This is a genomic window from Virgibacillus salinus, assembly GCF_900102415.1.
GTDB classification, from domain to species: Bacteria; Bacillota; Bacilli; order Bacillales; family Amphibacillaceae; genus Lentibacillus; species Lentibacillus subterraneus.
This window is the reverse complement of the sequence record NZ_FNKD01000004.1, coordinates 89481-104257: the sequence shown is the minus strand read 5'-3', so window position 1 is coordinate 104257 and position 14777 is coordinate 89481. Positions and strand designations below refer to the sequence as shown.

Here is a 14777-nt window from a genome sequence, read left to right as displayed (position 1 = left end):
GAGAGTCAAAAAGCATGGAACCAATCCATACTAAAGAAGTAGATCAATTCATTGAAAATTTAAATGACCATACAAAGGAAATTACCGTAAGACTGCGGGAGGTTATTTTTCAAACGTCCCCCAATGTAACTGAAGAAATGAAATGGGGAAAGCCATGTTATCTAGAGAATGGTCTTGTATGCTATCTTCAGACTGCACAGAATCATGTTAATCTGGGTTTCTACTTCGGTGCCTCACTTAAGGATAAGGATAACCTGCTTGAAGGAACTGGCAAAAAAATGCGTCATATCAGAGTTAAGCAACTCGATGATATACAACCCAGAAAATTTTCTGCTTTAATTCAGGAAGCCATTGAAATGGAAACATGACTTTTCTTTACTATCATCATGAACCTGAAATAAACCATGACAAAAGTGATTTCTTTTGTTATCCTTAAATTGAAAACTTAATATTTTAATAATTACTACTAGGGGTGCCCAAAATCGAGGGCTGAGAGGAAAGCACGTATAAGCTTTCTGACTCTTACGGACCTGATCTGGTTAATACCAGCGGAGGGAAGTAGACTGACGATATACTTATTTATATCAGCTATTTCAAGCCAGGTCCATTAATGGATCTGGCTTTTTTCGTACGAGCCCCTTTCACGGAAAGGAGGATTTGATTGAACCGAACTCGATTACTTACGACAATGGCAGTCTTTGTGGCAATAGGTACATTGGGTGCACAGTTACTTTGGTTTCCAGCAGGCGTGGCAAAAGCCTATCCTGTCCAGCATGCCGTCAATGTCATGGCCGCAGTAACACTTGGGCCTGGTCCAGCAGTCGGTATTGCATTTATGATTGGACTGCTCCGTAACATGCTTGGACTTGGTACATTACTGGCGTTTCCCGGCGGCATGATTGGAGCATTTCTAGCTGGATACTTGTTTCAGAAGACTCATAAAAAAGCCATAGCTGCTGTGGGAGAGGCAATTGGTACCGGAATCATCGGAGCACTTTTTGCTGTTCCATTTGCAAAGCTATTGATGGGTAGTTCAGCTGGTGCTTTGTTCTTTATACCGTCGTTTCTTATTAGCAGTGTTACTGGAGCATTGATAGGCTGGTTTGTTATTTCACGTGTTAATCAGGAAAGACTAGTTCAAAATAAAATATAGGAAAAACTACTAGGGGCGCTGTACTGGCTGAGAAACGGAAATATTCCTTGTCCCTTGGAACCTGATCTGGATAATGCCTGCGCAGGGAAGTGGTTGAGGGCCGCATTCTGTACCTCTAGTAATCTACTTTTATCCCCTAGTAGCTTCCTAAATCATTGGAGGCTTTGTTATGTCATTCACACAACAATTAAGAGATGAGAACCAAGATATTTTTCAAGCAATATTTAATCACCCATTTGTCGATGGTATTGGAAAAAAAGATGTTCCCAACGAATCAATTGCGCATTATATTAAAGCAGATTTTGAGTATTTGAATGCATTTATGCGAATTTATGGAATTGCTCTCTCCAAATCCAATAAGCGCGAGGACATCCGCTTCTTTGGGGAACAAATCCAATTTGTTTTAAATAGTGAAAGCCACCCACATCATAACTTTTGCGACTATATAGGGGTTGGCTACGAGGAGCTCCAAGGTCACCCGCTTCCACCAACTGCTGATCATTACATTAAGCATATGATGTATCACGCGCAAATTGGCAGTTTAGCTGAAACCATTGGTGCACTGCTCCCTTGCCCGTGGACATATTTGGAAATAGGCTATGCGTTAATGAACAAATATAAACCAGAAAAGCATCATCCATTTTATCCATGGATCAGCTTTTATGCTGATGAACGATTTGGCAAAATAGTGATGGAAATGCGAAACCGCTTGGATGAATTTGCTGAAAATACTTCACGGGATGAACAAAAAAAGATAAAAGAAGCATTCCGTAAAAGCTGCCAATTAGAGCTGGCTTTTTGGGAAATGGCCTATACTTGTGAAGATTGGCCAATGAAAGAGTTGGTGATTGGCCGATGAAAAGCATTCCATGCGCACTTACAATCGCTGGCACTGACCCCAGTGGTGGAGCCGGAATACAAGCAGACTTAAAAACCTTCCAGGAACTGAAGACTTACGGTATGTCTGTCATTACATCCGTTGTTGCCCAAAATACAACAGGTGTCCAGAATGTGCACCATCTCCCTGTTGAAATGATTGAACAACAATTGGATTCTGTTATGACCGATATCCCCTTTCAGGCATTTAAGACTGGAATGATCGCCAACGTTGACATGATGCAGGCTATTGCTCAAAAGATTATCGGTTTAAACATCACTTATGTTATGGACCCGGTGATGGTCGCAACAAGTGGAGATCCATTAATCGCCAGAGATGCCAGGGATTATTTACGGAAGAAACTATTACCAATGACATCGTTAGTAACGCCAAATATCCCTGAAGCAGAAGATATTACGGGTGAAAAAATTGAAACACTGGACGACATGAAAAAGGCTGCGAACCAAATAGTTCACGAATTTGGAGCAGGTGCATCTTTGGTTAAAGGTGGCCATTTGCAAGGTGAAGCAATCGATTTTTTATATGACGGAAGTTCGATACACACTTTTTCAACCAAACGAATTGATACAAAAAATACGCACGGAACTGGCTGTACTTATTCAGCAGCCATTACTGCCTACTTAAGCCAAGGAGATTCTTTACCAGTGGCCGTTAAAAAAGCAAAAGATTACGTCACTGCTGCAATCCGTCATTCATTTTCACTCGGTCATGGAAGTGGGCCGGCAAATCATTGGGCACAACACATGGAAAGGGTGAGGTAAATGAACAAAGATATTATTCAAAAAGTAAGAGATCAAAGTCCGTTGATTCACCATCTGACAAATCAAGTTGTGATGAACTTTACAGCAAATGGCTTGCTATCCTTTGGCGGAACCCCAATCATGGCTAAAGCTGAAGAGGAAGCGAAGGACATGGCGTCCATTGCGGATGGCATACTTTTAAACATCGGAACCATAACAGCACAGGAGCTCCCAGCAATGATCACAGCAGGGAAAACAGCTAATGAAAAAGGAATACCAGTGGTTCTTGATCCTGTTGGTGTCGCGGCAACACCATTTCGGACATCTGTTGTAAAAGAAATTCTGAATACAGTGCAGCCAACCGTCATCAAGGGAAATGCTGGCGAAATTGCACACCTCGTAGAAATTCCCTGGGATACAAAAGGCGTAGAATCAATAGGCGATGGAAATTCTGTGGAGATAGCTTTGAAAGCTGCTGAGACTTATCAAACTACTGCCGTTGTCACAGGAGAAACGGATGTTATCTGCTCAGAAAATGAATATCTTTCGAACAATTCCGGGCATCCGATTCTTGAGAAAATAACTGGTGCTGGCTGTCTGCTCGGTTCCATCCTAACTGCATGTTTAACCACAAATGAACCAATCGAGCAGCAGGTGTTAACTGCAGTTGAGTTTTATGGACTGGTTGCGGAATATGCTGCCGACTACTCAGAAGTAAGTGGACCCGGGACTTTTTTCCCTCATTTTATTGATGCATTATCATTTGAAGTCGATAAACTGGAGAAGCTTAATTGATGAATCTAAGAAAATATTTGATAATGGGCAGTCAAAATTGTGATCGTGATCCAGCTTTTATTTTAGAACTAGCGATAAAAGCTGGTATTACAGCATTCCAATTTCGCGAAAAAGGAGCTGGGTCATTAAAAGGAAATGATAAATTAGAGTTAGGATATAAATTAAGAAAAATTTGCGCGCATCATAAAATAGCATTTTTCGTCAATGATGATATCGACCTTGCTGAACCTCTAGGAGCCGATGGAATCCATGTTGGACAGGATGATGTTTCAGTTGAAAAACTACGCGCACGATTTCCTAAAAAAATCATTGGCCTTTCTGTATCGAACCCAACCGAAGTATCTAATAGTCCGATTCAAATGGCCAATTACCTTGGTGCTGGTCCAATTTTTAATACATCTACAAAACCCGACGCAAAGTCAGCAGTCGGTGTGGAATGGATTACAACATTAAGAAACCAATTTCCAAGCATTCCTATTGTAGGAATTGGTGGAATAACCACCCAAAATGCAGCTTCTGTAATAAATGCCGGGGCTGACGGTGTAGCGGTTATTTCAGCTGTGACCCAAGCAAATGATATAACAACAGCTGTTCAAAGGTTGTAAAACCTTACCTTCATATATACTATCGTTTCCCACATACAAAGGGTGGCATAAAATAAATAAATATTTCATGCCACCTTTTGATGATGAGGTTCGATTATAGTAATAGAACCGACCTACTTTTTATTTCTGTCAGCGTATACCGCCATGGCATCACACATGAAGACTGACAAACCTTGACCATACTTATCGATGTTCTTGGTAAAGCGTTCATCATCGACATACATTTGCCCAAGTCCTTTGAATGCATCAAGTGAATAGTTTCCGATTTTGTTCAAATAGTCATACCATACCTTAATACCTGCTTGTGCTTCATCCGATTCAGGCGATTTATGACGGAGCGCTGCAAGCTTTTGATAGATTCTATCAAATTCTTCACCCATTAATTTTTGTTCATCTTTTGACATTTTATCTATTTTCGCATTGGATTCATCGACAGCCTTTTCACCCCAACGATCACGTGCCTCTTGTTCGTATGGGTTATGACTGAAATCGAAGCCTGCAAACTTTTCTTTATTACTCATATTAATTTCTCCTTTCGAGTGTTGCGTGGTTTTATCAATCGTCGTAATCATTTTATCGATTCTGCTGCGTTTCTCAAGAAGCATTTTACGGTGCAGTTCAAGCGCTTCTTCTCGATCAAACGACGGACTGTTGATAATTTCTTTTATTTTTTTCAAAGGGAAGCCTAGTTCTTTAAAAAATAGAATTTGCTGTAGAACTTCAAGATCACTGTTTGAATAAATACGATAGCCAGATTGGGTTGTTTCCTCTGGGGATAATAATCCTATAGCATCATAATGGTGTAGTGTGCGCACACTAATTCCAACCAAATCAGCAACTTCCTTAACTTTCATCAGTGTAACCTCCCTTCAATTAACACTATAAAGTATCACGCAACGTTAGAGTCAACATTAATTTTTAAAAGCTTTTAGTTTTTTATGGTTGTTTAATGTCTTTCTAAAATTGTGCTTTTTCCAAGCAATGAATCTTAACAAGTAGTTGATATAGGACTGCGCATAATGTAGAAGAATACTTGAGTGCTATGACACCGCTGCGGAAATACACTTCGCTATTTTTCCTCACTTTGTCCTAAAAGGATTTATAGCCATTTAAATCAACAGTTGGAATATGCGAGCTCGTGGTGAGCCTACGGAAAGCTAGTATATTCCATCTGCGAGGTCGAAGAGACACACTAAATACTACGAATTGGTGCTCCTTGTTAGGTGTCACAGTTTATATCAATAGCTGCCAAACTATACTAAAAGAACCTTTTAAAAACATACAAAGCCGCCATTCGAATGAACAGCGGCTTTTGATTATTTACTATTTGATGGTAGATCTTCCAATTCCGTCGGCTGCGCGCGATATACAAACAACGCCATAATAAAGGCGACGATAGCTAACACAAATGCTATAAAGTATACAAGTTCAACTCCCGCAACCATAGACTCACTTATTGTAACAGGATTTCCTGGATCAGCAGCATGTGTTAGATAACTGTTTTGTCTTGCACTCATAATACTGATGAATACAGATACTCCGACCGCGCCTGAAACAGGCTGTAATGTCGTCATTACCGCAGTACCATGCGGATACAAATGTTTAGGGAGCTGATTTAAGCCATTTGTTTCAGCCGGCATCATCATAGCCGAGACAGAAAGCATTAGTAAGATATACCCAACAATAATCATCCATATCGGTGTATTCATATCCAGCCTGCTCATCATAAACATCGTTCCGCATAACACTGCTGAAGCGGGTATTAGCAATAATCTGGGGCCAAACTTATCAAATAAATGCCCCATAACAGGTGACATCAATCCATTCAGAATTGCTCCAGGCAGCAGGATTAAACCAGCCGTGGCTGGAGTGACTCCCAACGGTCCTTGCATATACATTGGCAGGATAATCTCAGAAGAAAACATCGCCATAATTATAATTAGAAATAGGATAATTGCATGTGAATACATAGGGAACCTAAACACCCGTAGATTCAGTAACGGATCTTCTAGTTTAAATTGTCTTATTGAAAAGAATATCAGCGCCACGACTCCCGAGACAATTGGAACAAACACAACAGGGTTTAGAAATCCTGACTCACCTTCACCTGCTGAACTGAAACCGAACACGATACCACCAAATCCAACAGTAGAAAAAATTAGGGATAAAACATCTATTTTTGGCTTGGTAACTTCTGATACATTAATCAAATATTTATAGGCAAACGCTATAGAAAATAATGCAAATGGAATTACTGTGATAAATAAAAAACGCCAGCCCAAATGATCAACAATTACTCCTGACAGTGTTGGTCCAATTGCAGGAGCGAACATTATGACAAGGCCGACAAAACCCATTACTTTCCCACGACGTGCTGGCGGGAATATTAATAAAAAGACATTAAAAATGATGGGTATAAGCAGCCCAGTTCCAATCGCTTGAATTAACCTGCCCGCCAATAGAACAGGAAACGTAGGAGCGGCAGCACAAATCGCGGTTCCAATCGAAAATATCACCATCGTTCCCAAAAATAACTGCCTTGTCGAAAACCATTGCAATAATACTGCCGATGCTGGTGTGACAACTCCCATTACTAACAAAAACCCTGTTGCCATCCATTGGACAGTAGTTACAGAAATACCGAACTCATCCATTAATGTTGACAGCGCAATATTAAGTAATGTCTCATTTAAAATCGCAAAGAATGCCCCAATGATTAAAGAAAGCATAATAGGCATGACTTTCACATTGGGATCTTCAGCTAAATACTCATATTTGGTTGATTGATTATCCTTATCCATACAAAAAATCTCCTTTGAAAAAATAAAACACAAGCATTGGTTATTAGCTTGCGTAAGAAGTACAGAGATATTTACCAAATTGAAAAGAGGAAGAAAACCACTCTCCAACTTACTTATTCAAAAATAACAGGATAATTTTACCACTACTATACCTTATTATCAAGGGCACATTTTACTGAATATCCACAACTATTTAATACTATTAAACATTGTCAGCTGCCCATACAAAATTGGACGTATCCCCATATAGTAAAAGGAAGGACTTTTTAGAGGAGGACATTAAATCATGAATCATAATCAACCACCATATGAAGATGAAAGGCAATTTAATTTTCAAGGGATGCTGGACGGTTTATTTTCCGGGTTTCCTGGTGGCGGACAACAATTTGGCCCCCCAGGTGGAGGACCACCATTCGGCGGACCACCTGGACAGACTGGCGGTGGGCCGCCCGGGTTTCAGGGTGGGCAACCATCTGCCGGTCCACCTAGTAGCCCACCACCATCATTCACACCTTCACAACCGCAAACCTTGCAATCCCAGCAGTTCGGCGTTTATGCAATCGATCCAGGAGCAATTCGACGTTGTCTTTTCCAGTTCACGTATATCTGGCTAAGACGAGATGCCTTTTGGTTTTTCCCAGTCTTTGTAGGAAGAAACTCAATCGCTGGATTCAGATGGTATAGAAACAGATGGGTTTACTACGGCGTAGACTTAGATAGAATTCAATCATTCCAGTGTTATTAGTACCTGTCGCACCTCGTTTTTTGTCATTTATTACCGAATGAGCCTTTCCTTGCTCAAATACAGTAAGCGAAGGGAGGATTTTTAATGCATCAAACAGTATTGCTATATTTGGCATGTATTTTAGCTGGCTTTGCACTTGCGAACGTACCGACATCTTCAGTAATTACTGCAGGTATAGCCACTTTCTTTCAAATAATAGGAGGAATTGCGGTAATTGTTTTTTCTCTTGCCATCCTATATCTGGGAGTCAAGACCTTGCTCGATAAGTAAAAAAGAGGCCGTTTGAACAGTAACGATGAGGATCCGCCAAACAGTCGAAGTGGATCCTCATTCCGCTAAATGGCAGAAAAGATGCTCTCGGAAGGGTGAGCGGATCCTCGTTCCGTTAAAAGCAGAAATTCAGCCAAATTTGAGGCAGAAATGAAAAATAGCGGAATGAGGATCCGAACCCGAGCCTAAAACAAGGTTTCTCAAGGAAATAACGGAATGAGGATCCGCCAAAACAGTAAACCGGATCCTCATTCCGTTAAAAATTGGGTTCTTCAACATTAGGGGCGAAATGTATGCTTACCTTCTAATGTTATTAGCATTTTTCTCTCCCAAAATAGAACCCGTTATTCAAACGGTCCCTTACTTTCATCTGCTTTTCAGATAGATCACTGGTAAACCAAGAAAAAAGTCACCATCCCTTAGAATAGTGACCTCCATTTAATCATTTCTAATATCTTCTACAATCGTTTCCACTTCATTTCGGGATATTTTCTCCCGTCCTTCTTTTAAAGCTTTAACAGTTCTTTTGGCTAATGCTAATGGGATTTGACAAAACAGCTGGATATTCCGTGTATGAATATCTTTCATATATTCATCAGCCTTGGCGAGATTGTTTTCGGTATATTGAAACATGTCATCTCTATTCCAGCCATCCGGAACAAAATTAACACCACGTTCACTGTCCTCACCCTGGTTTCGCAAAATATTCACTGCTTGCAAGCCACGACCATACCCTATAGCCAATTCATAATCTGTTTCGGTACCATCATACCATCTCCATATATCAGAAAGCATGACACCAACTAATCCAGCCACGTAATACGTATAATCATCCAGATCCTCTTTAGTCTTTATATGCCAATCCTTTTCTGCCCATTTTGCCATTCCATCTGCCATAATACCTGTAGATTTTTTTACTTCTTCCACAATATCAGGTGGACAAATAGATATCCAATCACCTAAACGCAACGTCACTTCAGGCAGAAGCGATTCATAGGCTTTTAACAACTCACGGTATGCTTTTTGATCAAAATCACTCTTCAAAAGTTCACTGGTAGACCGAAGTAACCGTTGCTTTGTTTCCGAATCCAATTCTTCATGATCCTCTATTTCGTCAATCGCACGCATACATAAATATGCGGAAGCAACAGTTTTCTTCAGGTTCGGTTTGAGCAAACTAATTGGTATGTAAAAAGTTCTACTCGTTAGCTTTAGCATGTGCATTGCTTCTTTTTGTAACTTCCTCGATTCACTCACCCGTGACGCCTCCCTTGATAATCCAAGTATAACAAAAAACAGATGTTATTTATATAAATTTACTTTTGTAACCAAAAAATGGAGTACCGATTAAGTACTCCATTTCCAATTATTTATTTAGTTTGACTTCCTTCTGGGTCTTTCCCAAATAAGCCCCTGTTTAAGCGCCATTTTCCTGGCTATTCTCGGAGCTGTCCACAGTGGCGGTAGTAATAAAATCGACACTGGCACGGCAGTTATAACAATTGAATTTTGAATAGCCGTTATACTTCCTTCTCCTATTGTCAAAATCATCATTGTCGTACCACCAAAAATTAAAGCCCAGAAAACCCGCAGCCAACGTTGAGGATGGTCATTTCCTGTTAAGGTTACAGCTATTGTATATGACATCGTATCTGTTGTAGTTGCAACAAATATGACCGATATTATTAAAAACATGACTGCCATGACGGTCCCCATCGGCAGTTGGTCCATTATCGCCATTACTGCAGCAGGCATACCCGCTTCATTTAAAGCGCCGGAGACCGATCCGGGATTCTCTATTTCGAAAAATACTCCTGTTCCACCAACAACCGAGAACCAGAAATTCGTAACAAGCGGGGCAACAATGGACACTGCAATAATTAAGTCCCGTATTGTCCTTCCACGAGAAATGCGACTAATAAATATAATAAGCATTGGACCATAGCCGATAAACCAGCCCCAGAAAAATATAGTCCATAACCCAAGCCATGCATCGTCACCGCGATAGAAACTCATCGTAAAGAAGTTTTGCAATTGAAAGCCCATTCCGCCAACGAACGCATCAATTATAAACAATGTTGGTCCAATAACAAGTACAATAGTTCCTAGCACAATTGTCATTCCAACATTTAAGCGGCTTAGTAAAAGAATTCCTCTATCTACCCCGGTAGCCGCAGAAATTGCTGCAATTATAACCAGAACAACTACAACCATAATACTCGTTGTTACTGTATTTGGAACATCAAACAAATGATTAAGCCCATATGAAATTTGTAAACCAAGGAACCCAAGCGGGCCTAATGTTCCTGCTGCGGTCGCTATAATTGAAACAATATCAGCTGTTGACCCAAGAATACTTTTGTGGAATATTTTTTCTCCAAAAATGGGAAACAGCAGTGACCTTGGACGCATTGGAAAACCTCTAGTGTAATGAACATACATCATTACAATAGTAGCCAGTGTCCCAAGAATTGCCCAGGCAGCAAATCCCCAATGGAAAAATGCTTGTGCAAAAGCGCCCGGAATATTAGAAAATTCACCACCTCCAAATAATGGAGGTTCTGCCATATAATGATACATTGGTTCGGCTGCAGCCCAGAAAATACCACCACTTGCCAGCAATGTAACTAAAATCATGGCAACCCAGCGGTAATAACTATATTTCGGCTTATCAAGATTACCCAATCGAACCTTTCCATATCTTGAGAAAGCTAAAAATATCCCAATTATAAAATTACCAAATAATAATAGCTGCCAATAAGCACCAAAAAAATCTGCGGAGTAACCAAATAATTTATTTATCCAGTTTCCAACCATCTCACTATCAATGAAGGATAAAATAATAAATAAAATTAAGAATCCGCCACTTACTGCAAATACTGTCCAATCTGTTTTAACTTTCTTGTTTTCTTGCACGCTTCTCCTCCTAATTTTTTAGGAGCAAGTGTCTATAACATCATTAGAAATCTTGGTTTATCGCCAAGCCTTAGTGTCGAAAGCCTGCAGTTATGCAGTAAGAAAGTATTGATACTTTTTTAACTGCAAAAACACAACCTAGTCATTACAGACCGATGGATGGAAAGTGATCACCTGTTGCAAAATCATTTATACTACCTTACAACCATCAGCTTGCTCAAAATTTTATCTTACATAGTTTTGTATTATAGTTTTGCCTGGATAATTCGTCAACTATTTATTGAACAAATAATGAATGATTAGTACCAACTAATACCATGTATGTTTCCCCAGTCTTAATAAAAAATACTAATGGACCTAAATACAGTAATGGAGTGAAATATCATGGATATACATTCAGAAGATGACTTTGCTAATTATTTTGATCAATCTATTTTGGATTACAAACAAGGAAGTAGCCGCCTTCAAAAAAAATTACCAAAAATGACACAAGGATACTTTGATTTCACAGAATCATGTTTTGAAGAAGGGGCAATTGAAAAAAAAGAAAAACAATTGATGGCACTCGGAATTAGTATCTATGCACAGGATGAATACTGTATTATGTATCATACAAAAGGTGCAGTTCAACACGGATGTTCCGAAGATGAAATAATGGAGACCATCGCAATTAGCGCTGCATTAGGCGGGGGAGCCGCTTTTTCTCAAGGTGTAACCTTAGCTATGGATACGTATGATTATTATTCAGAAAAAACATAGCATTCGTTAAAGGGGTTCTTATGAAAGCATGTTCTGCTTTCTTAGAACCCCTTATACATAGGATAATATAAGCCTTAATATAGATATAACTTAGTTGCACTTGAGTAAGAAAGTACTTAAAAAACTAAACAAAAAATACGTACACACTTTCTCCCAATAGAAGTGTGTACGCTACTTATTTTCAGAAAACTTCACATATCGTTCATAAGAAAGTATATTAGGCCATTCTTAGAATCCCTAATACTTTGGTACACAAACTTTAATGGCGAAAGACAAGTTGCGCTTATGCAGTAAGAAAGTGTTTATGCTTTCTTAACTGCTGAGAAAACTTTATGCCTTGATAAGGCTTGCTGTAAAGAACTGTACGTTTCAATCTTCCGAAAATCAATACCTAAGCTAACCATTGTGTGTGCTACCTCGGGGCGAATTCCAGCTATAACTGTTTCAACGCCAACCATTTCGAGTGACTGAAAAATTTTGTAAATATTATAAGCAACCGTTGTATCAACAAGGGGAACTCCCGAAAGATCGATAAATAAATGTGAAAGATCCATTTTATTTGATTCACTTAATGCTTTATTCATCAATTGTTCCGCTCGCTCCGTGCTAACTCCGCCTATGATCGGAAGTACCGCCACACTATCAATCAGTGGCACAACTGGTGCAGAAAGTTTCATAAAGTCTTCATGTGCTTTTTCAATGCGTTCCCTATATGACTCAATATAGGCTGTGCTAAACGCATAAACAGCCTGATCGAGTAACGGATTGACGATATCCGCTACTTCAAATGCCGTTTCTAGAGAGAAGTCCTTATCTAATAGGATACCTTTAATGGAATTCCATATGGTTGCCCTCATATGAGAAGTAGCCTTTAATGACTCCTCCATCTTGGCACCATATTTAATCGCCAGCTCTCCTGTTTTTCTCCCATAGGTTGTAACTTGATCCATTACATCTTCCTGCGACTTAAATGCATCAACAACCATTTGCAGAAATTCCAACCGTACATTCATCGCTTGTTCATCTACATTTCCATCCCTAGCCATCTTTTTAGCAATATCATACTTTAACTCATCTATTTTCATTCCGATGAACCTTACTTCTTGCTGGATACTATCCTCTGCCATAACAAAAACCACCTTAGTGAATTTTTCATTTTACAAATATTCTATGTCCCAATAGTTATCTTTACCCTATTATACTGGAAAATAGCAGGAAGTACTATCTAACTATGAAAGTTTATCTTGCAACCCTTCTAAACCCTATAATATACCAAATTCGATATCTCTTTATTGAAAAATTCAATTTAGGTAATACAGGACTATTATATAAACTGAGAGCTGTTAATCTTCTCCTTCACCAACAAACTTAACAAAAACACCCGGACCATAGTGAAAATCAAGATCATCAGGAATTTGCATGTATAATAATTGCTGATTCAATCCTAGCGGCCTATCCCCTATCCAGCGATCACCAGTAACCTGTCTAGTTACAAACGATTCCTTGAATGCTGTGTATTTTATCTCAACAGACTTCGGTTCAGTTACTGTCATATTGTCTGATGAGAAAGTTATACGTGGAACATTCATGCGATCAGTTAAATCGATGACGTCGAATACAATACAAATAAATACAATCGTATCTCAAGCAAATCCTTGAGGAATTACCGTGACCAATGAGATGATAAAATCGCCAACATAATCGAGGAATCAGTGGGATCGAAAATAAATTGTATAGTAAAAATAACCCTCATAGCCCACCACAATTGAAAATGATAACATCTTCAATAAACCCAAATATATAAACCATAAAACTTATGTCCAATTAAATAATTATTAACTCCACGGTAACTTTGGGCTAATTTCCTTCTACTAATATAAAACCACCTCGCGCAAAGTGGTTAATAATTTGACAAACTGCTATGCTGTTATTATCATCACTATCAATTCTTAAAAAACTTGGCAATCGTTAAAGGATTCTTATGAATAAGTATTTTGTTTCTTAGAACCCCTTATGCTCTTTAGTCCAAGTTTTATAATTGTACTTATTCGTAACTGCGAACATAAAACGTTTAGGAGAGAATTCGATGAAAATATACGTTGATGCGGATGCTTGTCCGGTCAAAGAAACCATTATATCAATTGCTTCAGATCATAATATAGAAGTGATTCTTGTGAAAAGCTTTGCTCACTTTTCACATAATGATGAACAGCCAGGCGTTAAAACAATATATGTTGATACTGGCGCAGAAGCTGCGGATTACCGAATTATGAGGCTAGCACAAAAGAATGATATGATCATTACACAAGATTATGGACTAGCATCGCTTGGTCTTGCAAAAGGATGTACTGTCCTTCACCACAAGGGATTTGAATACTCAAATGACAATATCGATCAGTTATTGCAAACACGTTATGCAAGCGCCATGGCCCGCAAAAGCGGCAAACGAACAAAAGGCCCCAAAGCATACACCACCGAAGACGAAAAAAAATTCAGCCAGCTGCTCCGGAAGAAGCTTGAATAGGATGGGGAGGGTGCCTGTCACTTCCCGTTTTTTGTCTTTTTTTATCAATATTTGTCGAATTCATTTTGCTACTTAATTAGTATGTCAGTCGTTCCCGACCACATTGCTGCGTCGTTCAAGGAGCACCACATCCCGCCATACACCATTTAATTTTCCAAGACGTTTTCGAACCCCCACCTCGATAAACCCAAATTTTTTATGTAACTTAATACTTGTTTCATTTTCAGGAAAAATATTTGTTTGTAATGTCCAAAAACCGTTCGTTTCACTTGAGACAATTAATTCTTCCATGAGCTTAGTTCCAATCCCTTTACCGATGCTGCGCTCACTTATATAAATACTAACTTCACCAACACCTGAATGCGCTTCTCTTGTAGAAATTGGACTTAATGCAGCCCACCCGATTACATCTTTTCCGTCCCTGACAACAAGTCTGGACACTGAAAAATGGCCTCTATCCCATTCTTCCCACGTTGGTGCCTTCGTTTCAAACGTCGCATTGCCCGTGTTAATACCCTCTATAAAAATATCCCGAACATGTTCCCAATCCTCTTTTTTCATAGTATCCATA

General features: G+C 39.2%; 17 protein-coding genes and 2 riboswitches. Of the genes, 10 read left to right on the top strand and 7 right to left on the bottom strand.

Annotated elements, in window-relative coordinates; all coding sequences use genetic code 11:
- Nucleotides 1-14 precede the first annotated feature (14 nt).
- From BLS02_RS16125 to thiE, 6 genes are all read left to right on the top strand, one after another.
- A complete protein-coding gene (locus tag BLS02_RS16125) occupies nt 15-368 on the top strand; it encodes a DUF1801 domain-containing protein (protein WP_092494063.1) in 354 nt (117 codons plus the stop codon).
- Between the two features lie 90 nt (nt 369-458).
- A riboswitch (TPP riboswitch) is annotated at nt 459-574 on the top strand.
- An 87-nt stretch (nt 575-661) separates the two neighbouring features.
- Entirely contained in the window at nt 662-1153 is a 492-nt protein-coding gene (thiW, locus tag BLS02_RS16120) for an energy coupling factor transporter S component ThiW (protein ID WP_092494062.1), read from the top strand.
- Between the two features lies 1 nt (nt 1154).
- A riboswitch (TPP riboswitch) is annotated at nt 1155-1258 on the top strand.
- 64 nt (nt 1259-1322) lie between these two features.
- Nucleotides 1323-2012, top strand: a complete 690-nt coding sequence (tenA, locus tag BLS02_RS16115) for a thiaminase II (RefSeq protein WP_092494061.1) — start codon at nt 1323-1325, stop codon at nt 2010-2012.
- Nucleotides 2009-2812, top strand: a complete 804-nt coding sequence (gene thiD / locus BLS02_RS16110; RefSeq protein ID WP_092494060.1) for a bifunctional hydroxymethylpyrimidine kinase/phosphomethylpyrimidine kinase — start codon at nt 2009-2011, stop codon at nt 2810-2812. The genes tenA and thiD overlap by 4 nt, the downstream gene beginning before the upstream one ends.
- Nucleotides 2813-3586 carry a hydroxyethylthiazole kinase gene (gene thiM, locus BLS02_RS16105; protein WP_092494059.1) on the top strand — a complete coding sequence of 258 codons (774 nt, stop codon included), beginning with the start codon at nt 2813-2815 and terminating at the stop codon, nt 3584-3586.
- Nucleotides 3586-4191 carry a thiamine phosphate synthase gene (gene thiE, locus BLS02_RS16100; protein ID WP_092494058.1) on the top strand — a complete coding sequence of 202 codons (606 nt, stop codon included), beginning with the start codon at nt 3586-3588 and terminating at the stop codon, nt 4189-4191. Before thiM ends, thiE begins: the two co-directional genes overlap by 1 nt.
- Nucleotides 4192-4304: 113 nt before the next feature.
- Here the strand turns inward: thiE and BLS02_RS16095 are convergent, their stop codons facing one another.
- Nucleotides 4305-5045 (bottom strand): MerR family transcriptional regulator, encoded by a 741-nt coding sequence (locus tag BLS02_RS16095; RefSeq protein WP_092494057.1) that lies wholly within the window; start codon nt 5043-5045, stop codon nt 4305-4307.
- A gap of 462 nt (nt 5046-5507) precedes the next feature.
- Nucleotides 5508-6992, bottom strand: a complete 1485-nt coding sequence (locus tag BLS02_RS16090; RefSeq protein ID WP_092494056.1) for an MDR family MFS transporter — start codon at nt 6990-6992, stop codon at nt 5508-5510.
- Between the two features lie 286 nt (nt 6993-7278).
- Between BLS02_RS16090 and BLS02_RS16085 the strand changes: the two genes are divergently transcribed.
- Both BLS02_RS16085 and BLS02_RS16080 read left to right on the top strand, forming a co-directional pair.
- Nucleotides 7279-7737 carry a hypothetical protein gene (locus tag BLS02_RS16085; protein WP_092494055.1) on the top strand — a complete coding sequence of 153 codons (459 nt, stop codon included), beginning with the start codon at nt 7279-7281 and terminating at the stop codon, nt 7735-7737.
- An 84-nt stretch (nt 7738-7821) separates the two neighbouring features.
- On the top strand, nt 7822-8007 hold the full coding sequence (locus BLS02_RS16080) for a hypothetical protein (RefSeq protein WP_092494054.1): 186 nt from the start codon (nt 7822-7824) through the stop codon (nt 8005-8007).
- A 438-nt stretch (nt 8008-8445) separates the two neighbouring features.
- Here BLS02_RS16080 and BLS02_RS16075 read toward each other — a convergent pair whose 3' ends face one another.
- Complete coding sequence (locus BLS02_RS16075) at nt 8446-9264, bottom strand: squalene/phytoene synthase family protein (protein WP_092494053.1); 819 nt, start codon at nt 9262-9264, stop codon at nt 8446-8448.
- Between the two features lie 117 nt (nt 9265-9381).
- A complete protein-coding gene (locus tag BLS02_RS16070) occupies nt 9382-10923 on the bottom strand; it encodes a BCCT family transporter (RefSeq protein ID WP_092494052.1) in 1542 nt (513 codons plus the stop codon).
- Nucleotides 10924-11307: 384 nt separating this feature from the next.
- Here BLS02_RS16070 and BLS02_RS16065 point away from each other — a divergent pair, with 384 nt between their 5' ends.
- The gene (locus BLS02_RS16065) at nt 11308-11682 is read left to right on the top strand and encodes a carboxymuconolactone decarboxylase family protein (RefSeq protein ID WP_092494051.1); all 375 of its coding nucleotides are present in this window, start codon (nt 11308-11310) and stop codon (nt 11680-11682) included.
- A 302-nt stretch (nt 11683-11984) separates the two neighbouring features.
- Here BLS02_RS16065 and BLS02_RS16060 read toward each other — a convergent pair whose 3' ends face one another.
- Nucleotides 11985-12809, bottom strand: a complete 825-nt coding sequence (locus tag BLS02_RS16060) for an STAS domain-containing protein (protein ID WP_092494050.1) — start codon at nt 12807-12809, stop codon at nt 11985-11987.
- A gap of 216 nt (nt 12810-13025) precedes the next feature.
- Nucleotides 13026-13235: a hypothetical protein gene (locus tag BLS02_RS16055; protein WP_092494049.1), complete on the bottom strand. Its 210-nt coding sequence runs from the start codon at nt 13233-13235 to the stop codon at nt 13026-13028.
- A 533-nt stretch (nt 13236-13768) separates the two neighbouring features.
- Between BLS02_RS16055 and BLS02_RS16050 the strand changes: the two genes are divergently transcribed.
- A complete protein-coding gene (locus BLS02_RS16050) occupies nt 13769-14206 on the top strand; it encodes a YaiI/YqxD family protein (protein ID WP_092494048.1) in 438 nt (145 codons plus the stop codon).
- A gap of 84 nt (nt 14207-14290) precedes the next feature.
- Here BLS02_RS16050 and BLS02_RS16045 read toward each other — a convergent pair whose 3' ends face one another.
- Entirely contained in the window at nt 14291-14776 is a 486-nt protein-coding gene (locus BLS02_RS16045) for a GNAT family N-acetyltransferase (protein ID WP_092494047.1), read from the bottom strand.
- Nucleotide 14777: the final 1 nt, after the last annotated feature.

Excerpts from the sequence above, each read along its gene's own strand:
- BLS02_RS16125 (WP_092494063.1), top strand. The coding sequence starts at position 15 with ATGGAACCAATCCATACTAAAGAAGTAGATCAATTCATTGAAAATTTA.
- tenA (WP_092494061.1), top strand. The coding sequence starts at position 1,323 with ATGTCATTCACACAACAATTAAGAGATGAGAACCAAGATATTTTTCAA.
- thiD (WP_092494060.1), top strand. The coding sequence starts at position 2,009 with ATGAAAAGCATTCCATGCGCACTTACAATCGCTGGCACTGACCCCAGT.
- thiM (WP_092494059.1), top strand. The coding sequence starts at position 2,813 with ATGAACAAAGATATTATTCAAAAAGTAAGAGATCAAAGTCCGTTGATT.
- thiE (WP_092494058.1), top strand. The coding sequence starts at position 3,586 with ATGAATCTAAGAAAATATTTGATAATGGGCAGTCAAAATTGTGATCGT.
- BLS02_RS16095 (WP_092494057.1), bottom strand. The coding sequence starts at position 5,045 with ATGAAAGTTAAGGAAGTTGCTGATTTGGTTGGAATTAGTGTGCGCACA.
- BLS02_RS16090 (WP_092494056.1), bottom strand. The coding sequence starts at position 6,992 with ATGGATAAGGATAATCAATCAACCAAATATGAGTATTTAGCTGAAGAT.
- BLS02_RS16085 (WP_092494055.1), top strand. The coding sequence starts at position 7,279 with ATGAATCATAATCAACCACCATATGAAGATGAAAGGCAATTTAATTTT.
- BLS02_RS16080 (WP_092494054.1), top strand. The coding sequence starts at position 7,822 with ATGCATCAAACAGTATTGCTATATTTGGCATGTATTTTAGCTGGCTTT.
- BLS02_RS16065 (WP_092494051.1), top strand. The coding sequence starts at position 11,308 with ATGGATATACATTCAGAAGATGACTTTGCTAATTATTTTGATCAATCT.
- BLS02_RS16060 (WP_092494050.1), bottom strand. The coding sequence starts at position 12,809 with ATGGCAGAGGATAGTATCCAGCAAGAAGTAAGGTTCATCGGAATGAAA.
- BLS02_RS16055 (WP_092494049.1), bottom strand. The coding sequence starts at position 13,235 with ATGACAGTAACTGAACCGAAGTCTGTTGAGATAAAATACACAGCATTC.
- BLS02_RS16050 (WP_092494048.1), top strand. The coding sequence starts at position 13,769 with ATGAAAATATACGTTGATGCGGATGCTTGTCCGGTCAAAGAAACCATT.
- BLS02_RS16045 (WP_092494047.1), bottom strand. The coding sequence starts at position 14,776 with ATGGATACTATGAAAAAAGAGGATTGGGAACATGTTCGGGATATTTTT.